The following is an 18752-nucleotide window of genomic DNA, read 5'->3' as shown; positions in this document are numbered from 1 at the left end:
ATATAAAGATCTAGGTTCCTTATTAGCGTTACTGTGTACCACCAATGGTCATTTCATCAATCTTTAATGTCGGCTGTCCAACACCTACTGGAACGCTCTGACCATCTTTACCACACACACCAACGCCTGCATCGAGCGCTAGGTCATTACCAACCATAGAAACTTTTTTCATTGATTCAGGACCACTACCAATAAGCGTTGCGCCCTTAACCGGTGAAGTGATTTCGCCATCTTCAATTAAATATGCTTCTGCACTGGTAAAAACGAACTTACCTGATGTGATATCAACTTGACCGCCTGCAAAGTTTGGCGCATAGATACCTTTTTTTACAGATTTGATAATGTCTTTTGGCTCGTGCTCACCCGGTAACATATAGGTGTTTGTCATACGAGGCATAGGAAGATGTGCATAAGACTCACGACGACCGTTACCCGTTGGACTAACCCCCATTAACTTAGCATTGTGCTTGTCTTGCATGTAGCCTTTCAAAATGCCTTTTTCAATGAGAACGTTATATTGCGCTGGTGTTCCCTCATCATCAATATTCAATGATCCACGTCGGTTTGCCATGGTTCCATCATCGACAATCGTACAATGTTCCGATGCAACTTGTTGTCCAACTAAGCCAGAAAAAGCCGATGATCCCTTGCGGTTAAAGTCACCTTCCAAACCGTGCCCTACAGCTTCATGTAACAACACACCCGGCCAACCTGAACCTAATACAACAGGAAAGCTTCCCGCTGGTGCCGCAATTGCAACTAAGTTAACCAGTGCTTGACGAACAGCTTCTTCGGCGTAGTGCAAGTATCTTGCTTTGCCATTTTGAGGTTCAAAAAAGTAACTGTAGTCAGTACGTGCACCACCACCGGAGCTACCACGTTCACGTTTACCGTTTTCTTCAACTAATACTGAGCAATTAAGTCGTACTAGCGGGCGAATATCGGTTGCGTAAGTACCATCTGTCGCTGCCACCAGCACTTTTTCATAAACCCCACTGAGACTAACAATAACTTGAGATACTCGCTTATCAACAGAGCGAGCATGGGCTTCCACTTCGTGCAACAAGCTAATTTTTTGCTCTTGCGTTAAGCTACCAAGAGGGTCTACTTCTGAAAAAATCTTTGTGTGCTTTTCTGCTTTAAATGCTTGCACCGAACCACTTTTGTTCGTCAGTGCGATACCTTTCGCTGCATCAGCAGCCTGACTGATGGCTATTGCCGAAATATCGTCAGAATAGGCAAAACCTGTTTTCTCACCAGTAATCGCTCGAACGCCAACACCTTGCTCAATATTATAAGAGCCTTCCTTTACAATACCGTCTTCGAGCATCCAAGACTCATGTTGACTCGATTGAAAATATAAATCGGCGAAGTCAACGTTACGCTCAACAATACGATCTAATGTTTGCTGTAAGAAGCCTTGATCTAGTTGGCTTTGTCCGAGTAGTTCTTGTTCAACAATATTGGTCATTTAATTAACTCTGTCATAAATTTATTATGTGTATTTACCGGCATTGAGCGACGAATCTTTGTAAGGCTTTGCGGAGCAAAGTCGATAGTTACACTACCAACCCCCTCTTCGATACAATCAATAACCTCACCCCAAGGCGACACTATCATTGAATGTCCCCATGTTTCACGGCCATTTGCATGTTTACCTTGTTGTCCAGCGGCCATAATATAACATTGATTTTCAATGGCTCTAGCTTGGAGTAACGCAAGCCAATGGGCTTGGCCGGTGACTTTGGTAAACGCTGCAGGCACGGTTATTATGTCCGCCCCCTTAACAGCCAGCGCTCGGTATAACTCTGGAAAACGTAAATCATAACACACTGTCAGGCCTAAATTGGCAAATGGCAAGGCAACATGCTTAATTTGATCACCCGCTTGTGTGTATTTAGATTCCAAATAATTCTTTTCGTTGTCCTCAACAATGACGTCGAATAAGTGAATTTTGTCATAGTATTCAAGCATGTCACCAGCCGGAGAAAAAACATAACTACGGTTGTGAAACTTCTGCTGATCGTCAGTTAGGCTTGGTATGGTGCCTGCAACTAAGTACAGCCTATGTTTTGTTGCTAATGCCGAAAGTTTACTGCTGAGACTCTCATGCTCATGATTTGTAGTTTGCTTTGCGAGCGCCAACTGCTCCGAATCTCGGCCACCAAAAAACAGGCAGCACTCAGGAAGTAACACTAAGTGCTCGTCGGCTTTAGGTAATGTGGTAAGCACCTTATCAATAGTATTTAAGTTTTCTTCGACATTAGGCTGTGCACATAATTGAATAACAGATAACTTAGCCACCCACGCCTCCTGACGTTTTGCTCTTTTCTTCTTCTGTTTTATCCAACAGCTCCGTCGGTTTACTCATAGGCGTAACTTTACCAGGCATGTTTTCCTTCGGCTTTTCAGGTTGGCGTTGTTGATTCGGTGATTGCTCAACGATTTGTGGCGGCGTAGAACGTCCGACACTAATACTGGTATCCTTGCGATCCACTTGGACTAAGTTTGGTTCATCCAATGTCCCTGATAGAACAAACTTAAACTCTTTCACAACCGTAGACGTGATCACCTCATCAATCGCAATACCTGCTAAAAAGGTCACCGGGTTTAATGTCGCAATCCACGCTAATGCTGGCAAACTTGATGTTAAGTTCGGCTTGTATAGCATTTCATAATCAAGCTCTTGTTTAACTAAATCGGTATTCCCTTTAACGGTTAGATCACCGGCTGAGCCCTTCATTTTAATATTTTCAGTGTAAACAACACCTTGCTCAATATTTAGATCACCTTTAATAGAGCTATAAAACATACCATCGGCGAATATATCCCTGAAGTCTAACGTCAGTTTTCTCACAAGTGACTGTAAGCTCAATAGCGAAAATAACTTAGCTCCTTTTTCACTAACATCAGCAACATAGCCATCATCAACATTAACTTTCAGTTGGCCATTTAAATTTGCCAAATCAAAGCTGGTTGGACTCCCAAGCCAATTGAGCTCGTATGTTGTTTTCATACCGGAATCTTTTATCGCCGAGGCAATATCTAAACGACCAAGCTCAGATTCGATATCTTTAACATTTAAGGTGCCAATAATCTGGGTACTTGAATAATCACCTTGCAGTAACCACTGACCGTCGAACTTTGCAGTTAAGCCATCACGCATAGCGACAAAATTCTTCAACTCAATCGTTTCTTCTCCTGTTCGAACAATATCAAAGTCGATAGTGCCTAAATCTAGCAACCCAAAACGACAACTATCACAATGAACCTTCATCGGCGGCATACTAGCAAAGATATCTTGCTCTTCATGCAGTTGTTCTATCGCTTCTTCCACATCAAACTCGCCAGAGTGCGCTATAGCCTGCTCAATTTCTTCAGCAACATTTTGTTGTACTGGGAGATTGAGGAAATCGATATTAACGTCAACACCTTGTTCATACCAATCAGGATAAAACTTAACCTGGCTTCGGCCTTCTTTGGCGTTAAGTTGTAACAACCACCAATTGGATTTATCAAAAATATTGAACGATACATCTGATAATTGATGTCCCCATAAATCTAAACGGTTTATCGTGCCTCGAATACGCTCAGGCTTTTCAAGCAAAGGCGTGGAACTTTCACTATTTTGTGACTTAATTTCGTCAACTGACTCAATAATATCTCGGACAAATGGCTGCCATTGAGTAAACAAGGCATCATCGATTTTTGTTGTGATGTGAAAGCCATCCGTTGGCAACATCATTTTCTCTTCACCAAGGATCAAATGAGCACGGTTAAAGCTCGCACTTTCGTGAGCTAGTACCCCATAAAAACTTAAGTTATCGCCCAGTACGGCATCGATTGTAGAGCTGTTACTATCTCCATCTACATTGACGACTAATGGCTTAGTTTGCTCTGATAAAAGCATATAAGGCTCAGGGAAGTTAAGTTGTCCACCGGCTAAATCGGACTTGGCATTCAGTTGGTAATTGAAGCCACCACCATCAACATTGAATAGTTTTAGTTGTCCTTGCCAAGCTAACTGTCCTTCCATATAAGGTGTTAGGTGGTGAGGTATCTCTGATTGCCAGTGGTTTTGCAACCATATCGCATCAAAATCAATATTCGTTTGATAAAAGTTGTCTTTCTGTTCACCTATCGCGGTTAACCTGATTGGCTTACCTCGCCAATCTAGAGACAATTCATCTACGTTTATTTTGTCATTTTCAAAGCGTAAATGGCCATTTACCCGATCGAACAACATATTAGGGGCATCAAGCGCTATATGATTGTTGTCAAAGAAAACATCACCACTAGCGACAACAGCTTCTGTATCCTTCAACGGTAAATTCAAATTGAAGCGACCTGAAATCGGTTGCGATATTTTCAACTGTTCCAGCACTTTGGCAACAGAATCTTGCATAGGGCTTTGTGAGAGCAAAGTGTGAACATTTTGTGCTGATTGACGATCAATACCAGCATCAACAATCAAAACACTGGCCCCTTTCAATTCGTCAATCTTCGCGACGACTTGATCAACATTGAGACCTGACAAATCACCTTTGCGTGCGGTAATCATCATTGAATTATTAGTAAAGTCTAAATGAGCATCCATTTTATGGATGGCAGGCCACTGACTATCAAACTTAAATATCGCGTCTTGGAGCTCTGCTTTAACGCTGAAAACACCTTGGTTTTCATTAAACGGAAAATCTTTAAATTTTCCTTGATAAATAACGGTAGCAAGCGGAATTTTCCCTGCAACAATACCATTTTCCAGATAACCGACGAGGTTGTTAGTCATGGTCTTTAACGGATAGTAGTAGCGAGCATTCGACGCATCAACATCGCGAATATTCGCAACCAATGACATTCCCGGCGCTTCATTCTTAGGCAAATCAAGTGCTAACTCACCGTCGAGTTTAAGCTCACTTGATAAGAATTTAAGCGCTTTAGCTTTAATCTTTAGACCATTGCCTTGATTACTTATTTGGATATTTGACGACAGTGCTTGATAGGGAATTGGGCGATAAAAGCCATCTTCAAAGTCCAGTGCGCTGTCACTAGCACTCAAGGTAATTGCGGTGTTGTTATTATGGTGGGCAATGCTTGCAAACAAGCCTGATGTCGCAGGAATGCCATTAGCATATTTGTTGCCAAAGCCTTCCAAATCAGCAACCAACTTAACATCACCATCAAAACGTACGTAAACGTCAGTTAGTACCCCTTGAGGCGCTAGGTTAGTTAATAACGCCTTAGTTTCAGGCTTTGGTGCCAATAGCGATACAACAGTATTTACGCCTGCAACATCGACACTTGAAAGGTAACTAAATACGGACTCTTTTTGAGCTTCAAGATAAAATGCAAGAGGGACATGCTGATTGCCATTCGTTTGCCATTCGATGTTATTTGAGGCTAAATCAAATTGCTGGCGAGTCTCATTATAATGTCCAACAATTTGGCCTTTGTTGACCACTAATCGCTGTGGTGCGTCCTCTGTTTGCCAAACAAAGTCACTCTCACCAAATTCAATTTGCAATAAATCAGGCATACCATTGGTAATGGTTTGCCATACTTGGAAATTAATCTGCGAATCGACAGTGTCAGTTTTTATCGACAAAACCCGTTGAAGCCATGGAGTAACATCAATATTGTTAGCTTCAACATAAGCTTGCCCAGAGAGCTCATCTAGCTCCTTGCCTGTAAAAGCAAGTTGAAGTTTTAAATTGTTAGACGAAACGCCATCAACAATAATCTCACCCTCACCCTTATGTTTGTCGCCAATATTTTGCCAGCGCAACTTAGAAATAATCAAAGAGCGCTGTTGGTCGTCTTCTATAACAATGAGTCGGCTATCGCGAGTAGTGACATGGGGAATTTGCGTTAAGAAAACATCAGCGATGGTTTCGATGACTTCAACGACATCCGTTTTCGCATCGCTACTTTCAAGTAACTCTGGTTCAAGCTGTGCAGTTAAACCATGAATATCAAACTGGCTCGATACCAGTTTTTGGCTCAGGATGCTTGACCAAAAATCGAGTTCAAAGCCAAAGTTTGCAACGTCAATTTTTAGTCCGGCAATTTCGACCAGTTTCACATTCTGCGCCACCATTGTTGGTCCAGTACCCGACCACCCAATGGTTAATCCGCCAATCTCAATATCAGCGTTTAATTGTTTATTTAAGTAATCTTGTAGTTCAACACGATAGTTATCAGCATATGGCAATAACAAACGAGCGCTAGAGAGAATAACTGCAAAAAGCACCAGAAAAACCGCAACTACTTTAAATAGTCGGTTTAGCCAGCGATTTAATATTCTCGAACCACTCATAATTACATCATTACCACATCAAATTGCTCTTGGTTATAGAGCGATTCGGTTTGAATTTTAACTTGTTTACCAATAAACACTTCAGTCTCAGCAAGATGGTGATATTCGTCGTCAATTAACGCTTCACTGACGGCAGGAGACGCATAAACAATAAATTTATCTGAATCATACGCGCGATTGACACGAACAATTTCTCGTAAAATTTCATAGCAAACGGTTTCAACAGTTTTAATTTGGCCTCGACCTTGGCATGACGGACACTCTCCACACAGGATATGTTCTAAACTCTCTCGTGTCCTTTTTCGTGTCATTTGCACCAAGCCAAGTGGTGAGAAGTCATGAACACTAAATTTCACTTTATCTTTAGATAAAGCCGCCTCAAGACTATGAAGTACTCGTTTTTTATGATCATCAATTGTCATATCAATAAAATCGATGATTATAATACCGCCTAGATTTCTTAATCGTAGCTGTCGGGCAATGGCCTGCGTTGCTTCAATATTGGTATTGAAAATGGTCTCATCAAGATTTCGATGACCAACAAATGCGCCGGTATTGATATCAATAGTTGTCATTGCTTCGGTTTGATCAATAATCAAGTAACCGCCTGACTTTAACTCTATCTTTCTTTGAAGCGCTCTTTGGATCTCTGCTTCAACGTCAAATAAATCGAATATTGGTCGTTCACCAGGGTAATACTCAAGTACTTTTGACAACTCTGGTACAAATTCCTGCGTAAACTCCATTAACTGATCAAACGTTAATTTAGAATCAATCCTAACTCGTTCTAACTCAATGCCGACAAAATCACGCACCACACGAAATGCGAGTGACAAATCCTGATAAATTGGCGCTTTGGTCTGTCGACGTTTTTTTCGCTCCATAACCTTATGCCAAACCCGGCGCAAAAACTCGGCATCATGCTGAATTTCTTGTTCGCCCGCACCTTCGGCGGCCGTTCTAACAATATAACCATGAGTATCATCACAGTACGGAGTCACTAAGTCTTTTAGTCGTTGACGCTCATTTACATCTTCAATTCGCTGAGAAATACCAGCATGGCTCGCGTCGGGCATAAGTACTAAATATCGTGACGCAATGGTAATATCCGTAGTTAAACGAGCACCTTTCGTACCAAGCGGGTCTTTTACTACCTGCACCATTAACAACTGACCTTCGTGTACGAGTGAACGAATATCAGGAACACTTTGTCCATCTTCACTCGACTCATTCGTCATTAACTTGGAATTGATATCTGCCGCATGTAAAAACGCAGCACGATCTAAATTTATATCGACAAAAGCTGCTTGCATTCCTGGCAATACACGAATGACCTTGCCCAGATAAATATTACCAACTAAACCTCGTTTAGCTTCACGCTCAATATGAACCTCTTGTAAAACACCGTTCTCAATTAAAGCAACACGTGTTTCACTTGGCGTGACATTGACTAATAGTTCACCACTCATTAAACCACCTAGCTTTGCATCACAACTGTTGGACAGCCATGTTTGGCAAGAAGTTGCGCCGTCTCATATAACGGTAGACCAACAACCGCTGAATAACTACCTTTTATACAGGTAACAAATTGACCGGCAATCCCTTGAATGCCGTAACTACCTGCTTTATCTTTTGGCTCACCTGTTTGCCAATAGTTCAGAATTTCAGAATCTGTAAGCGTTTTAAATGTAACATCTGTTGTCACAACGCGAACACTGACATCAGCTCCTTTAACAACAGCGATCGATGTTAGCACTTGATGCGTGTTACCTGAGAGCATCTCTAACATTCGCTTTGCATCATCGTAATCCTTTGGTTTTCCAAGGATTTCATCACCACAAACAACGGACGTATCTGAACCGATAACCACCGTATTTTCATCATTAGCCTGCACTAACGCCTTCTGAACAGCCATTCGCTCAACATATTCAACTGCGCTTTCGTTTACATTAACAGACTCATCTATATCACTACCTTTACTAGTAAATACATAGCCCAATTGCGTAAGTAACTCTTTGCGTCTTGGTGAGTTTGACGCGAGTAAAATAGAAGGGCTTGGATGAATAGAAGCTGACATAAAGATAAGCCTTTATTTGATCTTAAAGTGTTGACGCGTTTTTCTTAATAATAAAAATGCCCAAGGCCATAAAATCATCGAGGTAATCACGGGGTATAAATAGCTTGGAAGAAAAACGACATCGGTTAATAAACGCTGAAGCCAGAATACGATCAGATGATAAAGCGCAGCTAGCACTCCAATCACGAGCGATTGTTGCCACAATGAGAAATTACGAATTTTTTGAAAGTTGCCCGAAGCAATGTATATAGTCATCGCCATCGCCGCAGCATGAATACCGAGAATAGAACCAAGTAAAATGTCTAACAATAACCCCATAACCCATGCAGTAATCACATTTACGCGAATTGGTAGAGCGATTGCCCAATACATCGTCACCACTAACACCCAGTCTGGGCGAAAGGTATCAATACTAATTGGCATCGGCATAATAGCTGCGATGAGAGAAAGCAGCAGTGTCAGTAATATAATAACGCCATTATGTGCAAACATCTTAATTACTCGCCTCACTCTCAATGGACGCCGTTGGTGAAGCAAATGCCTCTACTGGTTCAGGCCAAAGTAAAAGCATATAACGCAACCTGTCTATCTGAGCGATAGGCTTGGCAATGACTTGAGCAAATGCGCGTGTCTCATCTTTTTGAACAAAAACCACCTGAGCTACGGGGTAACCTTCAGGAAACTTACCGCCTAAACCCGAAGTAACGAGGACGTCACCCTCGACAATATCTGTACTATGGGGCACATGATTCACAATTAGTCGGCTGATATTACCACTGCCCGAAGCAATAACACGAACGCCATTACGCTGGATACGCAACGGAATCGCATGACTAACATCTGAAATTAATAATATTCGGCTGTTAGTTGCTCCAGCATGCAATACCTGACCAACGACGCCTAAATCGTCAATAACCGGCTGACCTTCATAAACATTATCATTCAGACCTTTATTGATTAATATCTGATGGCTATAAGGATCGGTGTCAACCGCTAGAATCTCGGCAACCATTTTCTTGACTTCAGGTCGCACGGGTGAGGCTAGTAAGGAGCGTAAACGCGCATTTTCACTGCGTAGAATATCCAATTGCATCGCTTGTTCGTTGAACAATAATTGTTGCGACTTATAGTATTGATTTTCTTCAACTAGAAGCTTTCTAGTCGCAAGATTTTCAACCGCCCAATTCATCAATTGCTTTGGCGCATTCGCGACATACTGTAGAGGGCTGACCATGGATTGTAAGTAACCACGAACCGTATCAAAACTATGCATTTTATGATCAAAAAATATCAACAGCATAGAACAACAAAGCACCAAAACTAGTCGGTGCTGTGCTGAAGGGCCATGTTTAAAGATAGGATTCATTCAGTTCGAATCGCCTTTTTGATTAACTGCTAGAAGGTGTGTTCTGCCAAACTTACTCGGCAAAAGGACTTATTCGTATGAGAATAAGTCGCCACCATGCATATCAATCATTTCAATTGCTTTACCGCCACCACGTGCTACACACGTTAATGGATCATCAGCAACGACAACTGGAATACCTGTTTCTTCCATTAATAAGCGGTCTAAATCTTTTAGTAAAGCACCACCACCAGTTAGTACCATACCTCGCTCAGAAATATCTGATGCTAGCTCTGGCGGAGACTGCTCTAGCGCAACCATAATCGCGCTAACAATACCCGTTAATGGCTCTTGCAATGCTTCTAAGATTTCATTGCTGTTAAGCGTAAAACTGCGAGGAACACCTTCAGCAAGATTACGACCACGAACTTCAATTTCAACGAGCTCTTCACCTGGGTAGGCTGAACCAATTTCATGCTTAATACGTTCAGCTGTTGCTTCACCAATTAAGCTACCAAAGTTACGACGCACATAGTTAATAATCGCTTCGTCAAACTTGTCACCGCCAATGCGTACAGACGAAGAGTAAACAACACCATTAAGAGAGATAATACCAACTTCTGTTGTACCACCACCGATATCAACAACCATTGAACCTGTTGCTTCTGAAACAGGTAAACCAGCACCTATCGCTGCCGCCATTGGTTCATCAATCAAATACACTTCACGTGCACCAGCGCCTAAAGCTGACTCACGAATAGCACGACGCTCAACTTGTGTTGAACCACATGGTACACAGACTAAAACACGAGGGCTAGGACGAAGGAAGTTGTTACTGTGCACTTGCTTGATAAAGTACTGCAACATTTTTTCTGTCACAAAGAAGTTGGCTATTACACCATCTATCATTGGACGAATAGCTTCGATATTACCTGGCGTTCTACCAAGCATTTGCTTTGCCGCAGTACCTACCGCTGCGACACTCTTAGAACCACCAGCTCTATCTTGACGGATAGCAACCACTGAAGGCTCATTCAGTACAATACCTTGATCTTTAACATAGATCAGAGTGTTAGCTGTTCCCAAGTCAATTGATAAGTCATTAGAGAACATGCCACGTAATTTTTTGAACATATTATTATTAACCTTTTACATGCTGATTTATCAACTTTTACGTTGCCATCAACAGCTACAATTTTTTTTACGAAATTATCCGACATCATACCCCACCTTGGCTCAGATGTGGCAGGATAAATTCAAAAAATTGAAAAAAAATATGAAAAATAGCGGTTAGTGCAAAATTCTTAGCAAAAACCTCAAAACTCTATGTTAAATATCAAGGAACACACGTTCAAAAGAAAAGAGAACAGTGGTTAGCTTGCTACAAACTCCGTGCTTCTATAATCACAGTTCTAGACGTAGTATCAGCCCCCAAGCTACAGGTCGCTGTGCTCGAGATTTGATAGTAAGTCACATTATCGTGATGGAAGTCTTCACACGTAACCGCGACATTACAGCGGTTTTGATTGTGATCAACAATAATTTGATAGGTTTGATTTGAGCTTGATGACGCTGCACTGAAAAGGTCGGCGCCATCACACATTTTAGCCTCACCATTATTACTGCCATCATCTAACGGAAATATTTCAGTCAATTTAATTTGTGCACCAGAGTTTGCAGCAGAATATGAACGAGTTCCGGAAACTTCATACGCGACAGTTTGGCCACTGGTCGTAAGAATATTCACCATGGCTGCACCAATTAATAACATCACAACCATAATAAATATAGCAATAATAAGCATACTGCCTGATTGGCTGTTAAATCTATTGGGCACTACATTATTACGGAACATTAGGCACCTGGATTTCATTGTTAAAGCTTATCGATTCATCATTGGCAGCAAATGTCATATTGATTAATACAATGGCATTTCTTAATCGTGTTGCCTCGGCATAACGAAAAGGAATACCGCTTGTAATATCAATGGATTCAGCCATCAACACACCGGTATTGTTTGGAATACCATTGCTATACCCACTATAACCTTGGTGTCGATACAACTTCCCATTTTCGCCAAGTGCATTAGCATCAATGCAATATGCAACGGGTGAATCAACAAAATAAATACGTGATGTTGGGGAATGTTCAGGAAACTGTTTGTCAGCCGTTAACGTTAATGTCCATTCATTACCTACCTGGCTAAGGCTATCAATGCTTGCTCGTTTGCTTGTATCGTTGTAAACATCATTTGGCGACAACGGATAAACGATAACATCTAAATTATTGTTATATAAATTAACGCCATCGTTGAAAAAACGGATAAAGTTTATTTCATCACTTTGTGCGTCAGGTGCCACACTTAGCTCAGTATAAACGGCGCTTAATGGTGCAGGAGTAAACTCAATACAACGATCATTGTTTAATGTTCGAATACTATTGGGCAATGCACCTCGAACTTCACGATTGAGTCGTTCAATAGAAAACCGTGCACTTGAAATCAACTCATCACGAGTTGTTACGTCAACATAGATTTGCGTTGTGACACCAATAAAACCAGAAATACCAACAGAAAGAACGCCCAGAAGCACCATCACGGTAACAAGTTCGATTAATGTAAAGCCTTTGGCAATAATACGCATTAGTAATTAGTCCTATAACCGGAAAAACTAATCACTTGCTCACTTGGTGTTGTAATCTCAACAGTAACCAATTTTGCGAGCTGGTTACTTGCCCCTGTATCGGCATAATCTTCAAGCCCATTAAAATCACCATCGTAAATCACCGACACATTTACAACAAAACCGAGATAATAATTCCCCAAATCTTCGCCTAACGCATTTTGGATATTTGCGCCTGCTAAATTGTTGATTGCATCATAATCATCAACATCGTCATAGTTATTGCGTGTCTCTCCAGACTCAGCTCCTAAGCTAGTTGTACAGTTTGGTTGGCCATTATCATTACAACGATATGAGCCACCGGAGATTCCTGGCTGCTCATCATAAGCTTTACCCAAAATCTCCGTTAAAAGCGACTGCCCCAGCTCTGCTGCTTTGATCTGTTGAACCTGGTCAGCACTTTGTTCTGTTGCAGGTAACACAAGCGTTGAAATTATAGAAAAGGATAATGAGATAACAACGATGCCAATGATAATCTCGACTAAGGTAAAGCCTTTTGAATGCTTAAATCGCATGGACATACCCCTGAGACTCTATTTGAATGCTTAAGTTGTCAACGCCATTGATAGTGATCAAACAGCCGCCCGAGCAGTCTCCTTGTGGCACACCAAAAGTATCAAAACCAATACTGCCTGTACCACCGTCTAATTCAAACGTTACATCATCGCCGTTTTCTATCGGTACTGATAGTACATTAACGTTACATGGCGCAGCATCATCACTTGAGATCTCATCACTCGCAATATTAACTGCGTGACAATTAAAGCTATTGTCCGTTTGTTGCATGGCTCGCAATTGAACAGCTCTAATAAGCGAAATCGCTTGCGCGCGATAGCTGTGCTCTTGATAGCTTTCAGACGAACTAAATCTAGGGGCAATAACAACAGCTAAAATCCCTAAGATAATAATCGTGACTATAAGCTCTATAAGCGTAAAACCGTTTTGCTTCATGCGACTTTCAGACATATTTACTTAATTGAATAATAACGCTTTTTGAAAAGATTTGCCTATTAAATTTTAGAAATAAAAAAGGAGACTAAGTCTCCTTTATAAAACGTTTCATTAATGCTGACCTAACAAGCATTATAGGTAATTTCAGGTGAATCTCCTTCATTAGGAGGTTCGTTGTATCCTGCAATACATGGCGTCAAAAACGTATTGAGATTGCCGTATACACTAGGCTCATATTCACCTTTTGGAAAAATAAAAACCGTTAAGTTATTTGGATTCAAGACGACGTCATAATCATCAGACACTTGCAATAAGTTGTCTCGTATAATAGCTAATGCAGCAGCATCATTAGAGCGTGGGTAGCCATATTTGGTATTTACAGTGACACCATCAACCACAACGCTACCATTTTCTAACTTTTCATTATTCATAATGAGCGACTTGCTGTAAACAAGTGTAGCCATTGACTCTAGCGCGCCTTTAGCAGCCTCAACTGTCGCTGTTTTGGCATCATCTTGCAAATCGATAAATTTAGGCGCTGCAGTTGCAGCCAAAATGCCCAAAATAACAATGACAACAACCAACTCTATAAGTGTAAATCCAGTAACTTTTTTCATTTATATTTTTATCTATTTAGCAAATGAAAAGAGGAGCTATTGCTCCTCTCTAAGTATATTAACAGTCTTCTTGAGTAACTGTTGGAACACCGTCTTGTGCTGCTACTTCAGCGTAAGAAGCGAAACACTCCGTAGGCGCTACTGTTAACGCCGTACCATCAACATATGGTGTGACGTAAATCACGTCAGAAATGAGACTAACTGTGAATTCAGATGATGTGTCAATATCAAGTAATTGATCAGTCCAGTCAGCAGTTGAATCTGAACGTGGGTAACCAAAGCTAATATCTAATGGAGTACCGTTTACCGTAACTTGTGGTGCGCTTGATGCGTCGCCATCAACATCTTCATTGCCTGCAATTAACGATTTTGAATGAACTAACGTAGCGGCACTTTCCATTGAGCCTTTAATTGCTTGTAAAGTTGCTGATCTTGCATCGTCTTGTAAATCGATAAACTTTGGCGCAGCAGTCGCTGCTAGAATGCCTAAAATAACGATAACGACAACCAATTCAATTAATGTAAAACCTGCTTGGCGCTGAATGTTTTTCATGTCTTAATTCCTATACAAAAATTATAATTATTGTTGGTTAATGTGAATCACTACAGCGCTGTTTGCTGGTGAATACGTAAAGCTGTTACCGATCGATGTGCTGTTATTTGGGTTTTCCCAATCACCGTTGCCATCGCGGTTTAAACTTTCTTTCAAGTAGTAATGACACGTAGAGTTTTGTACATCACCATTTTCACTAACGAAATAGTCAATTGACTCGTCACTATTTAATGTCGCTAAATCATTCGTAATACGAGGTGGCTGCTGTAAAATGTTTAGCCAAATCTCTTCACAATTTGCTGAATCAAACCCGCCACCTAGCGCTGCGCCGTCAGTTAAACCGGTCACGTAACCAGGACGAACACCTGTTGCCTCGTCTTCAGTAGTTAATACGAGTTCAACACCATCGTAGTTTACGCTATTTTGGCCACTTGAATTTTGTGGTCGACCTTCAGCCTCCCATTGAGCTCTGACAAGCGACACACCAGTAGCAAAACCACCAGCCATACCTTCAATGTTGGCTTGCTTGGCTTGATCAGTTAAATCAATAAACTTTGGAATTGCTGTCACAGCTAAAAAGCCAAGAATAACCACAACAACTACCAATTCAATGAGGGTAAAACCACTATGTTTTCTCATAACTACCTCTAATCAATGATATTAATCACATTGTAACAACTTATATTTGCATAAGTCACTTATAAATTAACCAGTTAACGAGCTTAATACAATAGTATTAAGCTTTATTAACTATTCTTCTAATCCCGTTTCAGTCACCGCAATTACACGTCCTGTTCTGGGAGCATATTCAAAATAACTACCCGTTGATAATGAAAATCGGCAAACTTGTATGTTTTCATCATGTCGATTTAATGCAACAACGGCAATTGTCTCGTTCATAAAATTCAATGGTGTATCCATTGCTAATTGCCAGATATCAAAGCAATCTATTTGTTCGCTAGTACTGTCAATCCACCCGGATTTATTAACCGTGATAGCCTCAACAATATCTTTTCCTTCAACATCTTTAGTTCTTAGCCTGACAACGTTTGGCTGATTGTCCATCATCCATTGACTGTGAACGACATTGACCTTGCTAGAAAAAGAATTAGCCATTCTCTTTAAGCCAGCACTATTAAACTCGTCTTCACTATCTGAAAAATACGTAATAAAACCTGCAACAAGTATGCCGAGAACGGCAATAATTATCATCAACTCGCCGAGCCAAGTCTCTTTTTTTTGTGTCGCTAGCTCGCCTGACATGCCTATCCGCCTTGGAACGCAGACATCATATCCCACATTGGCGTGAAGATACCTAACGCAAGAATTAATACCATACCCGCCACAATACCTATCATAATAGGTTCAATCCTTGCGGTTAGCATACTTAAATCATAGTCCACTTCACGCTCGTAGTAGTCACCGACTTCTGAAAGTAACTCGTCAATACGCCCAGTTTCTTCACCAACGGCAATCATCTGAAGCACCAAAGGTGTAAACAAATGACTCGTTGCAGCAGACCTCAAAAGGCTTTCACCACTTTCAATCCCTGAACGCATTGCTAGTATTTTTTCACGCATAAAGCTGTTATCTACAGCATCTGCGACTAATGACAAGCCCGTTGTCATAGGTACACCCGCATTTAAGACAATCGAAAAGCTGTGGGAAAATCGCGACAAAATGGAGCGCTCAATAATGTCGCCTGCAATCGGCATCTTAGTTTTTCTTTTATCCCAGGCATATCGCCCTTGTTCTGTCTTTAAGTAATTACGAATTCCGAAAAAACCTGCAACCAGAATAAATAACATGTGCGGCCAGTAGTTTAGGAAAAAATTTGAACTCGTAATCAGCGCTTTAGTCGCCCACGGTAGTTCGGCCCCTAACTTGGTAAACATATTAGCAAACGTAGGAATAACAAAGATGTTTAGTATGACTAATGCGATAGCGATCGCTGCAAGAACAAATGATGGGTAACGAATTGCCGTTTTAATTCGCTTTTTGGTTTCCTGCTCACGTTCAAAGTAACTTGCGAGCTGAATAAACGACTCATCTAATTTACCTGTATTTTCACCCACATGAATAAGTGCCACAAATAAAGAAGAGAAGAAACGAGGGTGTTTATTTAACGCAGATGATAAGGCATAGCCATTTTCTAACTCTTTTGCGACTTCTTTGAGTACATCCCGCAGTTTTGGTGACGTTGCTGAATCACTTAGGCCGTTTATCGCTCTTAAGATTGGTACGCCAGATTTCATTAAGGCATACATTTGTCGACAAAATACGATTAACTCATCTAATGATACAGGGTCGAAACCCAACAAGTCGTTCAAGTCAATATTTGCAGCCTGAACATCTTGCGCTTTTTCATTGATTGAAATTGGTATAATCCGCTGCCTAGATAGCTGCTCAGCGGCTGCACCTGCATTCGCTGCATCAATAACCCCTTTGACTTGGGCGCCGCTTCCGTCTCGACCGATATACTCAAATGCCGCCATTTAATTACCCTGCTACTTCTACAGTTTCAACCAAGCGTAACACCTCTTCGACACTGGTAATCCCTTGCACGGCATAATCAAATGCTGCTAAGGCCAGCGGTTTAAAAGACGGGTTTTTCTTCGCTAGTTCAGTAAACTCTTCCGCGTCGTCACGTTTTAAAGCTGCCATCATTGGCTCATTCATTTCGAGCAATTCAAAGACACCAATACGACCTCTATAGCCTGTGTACTGACATGATTGACAGCCATGGCCTTTTTTAAAGCTAATATTTGCGACATCATTACCAACTAGGTTTTTCAGCCAAAATAGCTCTTGAGCTTCAGGTGTATAATCCGTTGTACAATTATCGCAGACACGTCGAACTAGACGTTGTGCAACAACTGCTCGTAACGAGCTACCAACGAGGAACCCTGCAGCTCCCATGTCGATTAAACGCAACGCACTGGTAATAGCATCGTTTGTATGCAGAGTTGATAACACCAAGTGACCCGTTATCGCGCCTCGTAGACCAATCTCAACCGTCTCATGGTCACGCATCTCACCCACCATAATAATATCGGGATCTTGACGTAATGCCGTACGAAGTACATCAGAGAAATTCAAATCGATTTTCGAATTAACTTGAACTTGGTTAACGCGTGGTAAACGGTACTCTACAGGATCCTCAACCGTAATAATTTTCTTCGTAGATTGGTTGAGCTCACTTAACGCCGCATAAAGGGTTGTTGTTTTACCGCTACCTGTTGGGCCAGTGACGAGAACCATACCATGTGGACGTGTAATTTGATGTCGCAAGCGCTCCACTAAATCTTTTGGCATACCTGTTTCATCAAACGATAAAAGACCTGCACTTTGATCTAACAAACGCATTACAACCGACTCACCATATTGAACTGGCATAGTCGACATACGAACGTCAATGCTGTGGCCTTTGATTTGTAAGTTGAAACGTCCATCTTGAGGCAAACGCTTCTCTGAGATATCAAGGCCCGCCATTAACTTCAAGCGCAACACTACAGCGGCTGCGATTTTATTTTCTTTTAATTCGTTCTCTTGTAAAACACCATCAATACGTTGACGAATCCTTAAGCTTTTTTCATCTGGCTCAATATGAATATCCGATGCGCGCATTTGAACAGCATCTTCAAATACCGATTGCAATAACTTACCAACGGTAGCGTCACCACCGTCATCTAAGAAATTACTGCCTAAATCGAAATCCGTAGTTTGGGTATATTCTTCTTCGAGCTGACTTGCAAAAGATTCAATATCGGCAGTACGACGATATAACGAATCAAACGCATCATAAAGCTGAGACTCCATAACAACCGCAAGTTCAATACGTTTAGGAGAGAGAAGCTGCTCTAACTGATCTAAACCATTTAAATCTGCTGGGTCGCTCATGCCAATAACAACACTTGCGCCTTTATCCTCGATGATAATGGCACGCAAACGACGCGCATGAACCTCAGGTAATAATTTGGCGACTTCAGTTGGGATTCTACGCTGACTGATATCTAAAAAAGGTACATCAAGCTGTTGTGCCAAGAATTCTAATAACTGGCGCTCACCAATATAACCAAGCTCAATTAAGGTATCCCCTAACTTTCTGCCCGTCGACTTTTGACTATTCAATGCTTGCATAAGTTGCTCGTTGGTAATGATGTGCTCATGTACCAATAAGTCACCTAACCGCATTTTTAGTTTTGGTGCCGCCAT

Annotated in this window: 18 protein-coding genes; all 18 read right to left on the bottom strand. The window is 41.3% G+C overall.

Annotated elements, in window-relative coordinates; translation table 11 throughout:
* Positions 1-28 precede the first annotated feature (28 nt).
* The 18 genes from tldD to QQK05_RS02295 all read right to left on the bottom strand — a co-directional run bounded on the left by tldD (position 29) and on the right by QQK05_RS02295 (position 18752).
* Complete coding sequence (gene tldD / locus QQK05_RS02380) at positions 29-1471, bottom strand: metalloprotease TldD (protein WP_284295777.1); 1443 nt, start codon at positions 1469-1471, stop codon at positions 29-31.
* Complete coding sequence (locus QQK05_RS02375; RefSeq protein WP_284295776.1) at positions 1468-2304, bottom strand: carbon-nitrogen hydrolase family protein; 837 nt, start codon at positions 2302-2304, stop codon at positions 1468-1470. The genes tldD and QQK05_RS02375 overlap by 4 nt, the downstream gene beginning before the upstream one ends.
* The gene (locus tag QQK05_RS02370; protein WP_284295775.1) at positions 2297-6313 is read right to left on the bottom strand and encodes a YhdP family protein; all 4017 of its coding nucleotides are present in this window, start codon (positions 6311-6313) and stop codon (positions 2297-2299) included. Before QQK05_RS02370 ends, QQK05_RS02375 begins: the two co-directional genes overlap by 8 nt.
* A gap of 2 nt (positions 6314-6315) precedes the next feature.
* Positions 6316-7782: a ribonuclease G gene (gene rng / locus QQK05_RS02365; protein WP_284295774.1), complete on the bottom strand. Its 1467-nt coding sequence runs from the start codon at positions 7780-7782 to the stop codon at positions 6316-6318.
* An 8-nt stretch (positions 7783-7790) separates the two neighbouring features.
* Complete coding sequence (locus QQK05_RS02360) at positions 7791-8390, bottom strand: Maf family protein (RefSeq protein WP_284295773.1); 600 nt, start codon at positions 8388-8390, stop codon at positions 7791-7793.
* A 12-nt stretch (positions 8391-8402) separates the two neighbouring features.
* Positions 8403-8882 (bottom strand): rod shape-determining protein MreD, encoded by a 480-nt coding sequence (gene mreD, locus QQK05_RS02355; RefSeq protein ID WP_284295772.1) that lies wholly within the window; start codon positions 8880-8882, stop codon positions 8403-8405.
* A 1-nt stretch (position 8883) separates the two neighbouring features.
* Positions 8884-9756, bottom strand: coding sequence for a rod shape-determining protein MreC (mreC, locus tag QQK05_RS02350; RefSeq protein ID WP_284295771.1), 873 nt, complete (start codon positions 9754-9756; stop codon positions 8884-8886).
* Positions 9757-9825: 69 nt separating this feature from the next.
* A complete protein-coding gene (locus QQK05_RS02345) occupies positions 9826-10869 on the bottom strand; it encodes a rod shape-determining protein (protein ID WP_284295770.1) in 1044 nt (347 codons plus the stop codon).
* A gap of 247 nt (positions 10870-11116) precedes the next feature.
* Positions 11117-11590 (bottom strand): hypothetical protein, encoded by a 474-nt coding sequence (locus tag QQK05_RS02340; protein WP_284295769.1) that lies wholly within the window; start codon positions 11588-11590, stop codon positions 11117-11119.
* Entirely contained in the window at positions 11580-12377 is a 798-nt protein-coding gene (locus tag QQK05_RS02335) for a PilW family protein (RefSeq protein ID WP_284295768.1), read from the bottom strand. The genes QQK05_RS02340 and QQK05_RS02335 overlap by 11 nt, the downstream gene beginning before the upstream one ends.
* Positions 12377-12931: a prepilin-type N-terminal cleavage/methylation domain-containing protein gene (locus tag QQK05_RS02330; RefSeq protein ID WP_284295767.1), complete on the bottom strand. Its 555-nt coding sequence runs from the start codon at positions 12929-12931 to the stop codon at positions 12377-12379. The genes QQK05_RS02335 and QQK05_RS02330 overlap by 1 nt, the downstream gene beginning before the upstream one ends.
* Positions 12921-13382 carry a prepilin-type N-terminal cleavage/methylation domain-containing protein gene (locus tag QQK05_RS02325; RefSeq protein ID WP_284295765.1) on the bottom strand — a complete coding sequence of 154 codons (462 nt, stop codon included), beginning with the start codon at positions 13380-13382 and terminating at the stop codon, positions 12921-12923. The genes QQK05_RS02330 and QQK05_RS02325 overlap by 11 nt, the downstream gene beginning before the upstream one ends.
* A gap of 107 nt (positions 13383-13489) precedes the next feature.
* Positions 13490-13984, bottom strand: a complete 495-nt coding sequence (locus QQK05_RS02320) for a prepilin-type N-terminal cleavage/methylation domain-containing protein (protein WP_284295763.1) — start codon at positions 13982-13984, stop codon at positions 13490-13492.
* A gap of 58 nt (positions 13985-14042) precedes the next feature.
* The gene (locus QQK05_RS02315; RefSeq protein WP_284295762.1) at positions 14043-14537 is read right to left on the bottom strand and encodes a type II secretion system protein; all 495 of its coding nucleotides are present in this window, start codon (positions 14535-14537) and stop codon (positions 14043-14045) included.
* A 27-nt stretch (positions 14538-14564) separates the two neighbouring features.
* On the bottom strand, positions 14565-15176 hold the full coding sequence (locus tag QQK05_RS02310) for a type II secretion system protein (RefSeq protein WP_284295761.1): 612 nt from the start codon (positions 15174-15176) through the stop codon (positions 14565-14567).
* Positions 15177-15287: 111 nt separating this feature from the next.
* Entirely contained in the window at positions 15288-15800 is a 513-nt protein-coding gene (locus QQK05_RS02305; RefSeq protein WP_284295760.1) for a hypothetical protein, read from the bottom strand.
* A 2-nt stretch (positions 15801-15802) separates the two neighbouring features.
* Positions 15803-17032, bottom strand: a complete 1230-nt coding sequence (locus tag QQK05_RS02300; RefSeq protein ID WP_284295759.1) for a type II secretion system F family protein — start codon at positions 17030-17032, stop codon at positions 15803-15805.
* Positions 17033-17036: 4 nt separating this feature from the next.
* A complete protein-coding gene (locus QQK05_RS02295; protein ID WP_284295758.1) occupies positions 17037-18752 on the bottom strand; it encodes a GspE/PulE family protein in 1716 nt (571 codons plus the stop codon).

It is taken from the genome of Thalassotalea loyana, from assembly GCF_030161435.1.
Lineage (GTDB): Bacteria > Pseudomonadota > Gammaproteobacteria > Enterobacterales > Alteromonadaceae > Thalassotalea_G > Thalassotalea_G loyana.
Note: the sequence above shows the minus strand (reverse complement) of the source record. Positions and strands in the feature narration are given on the sequence as shown.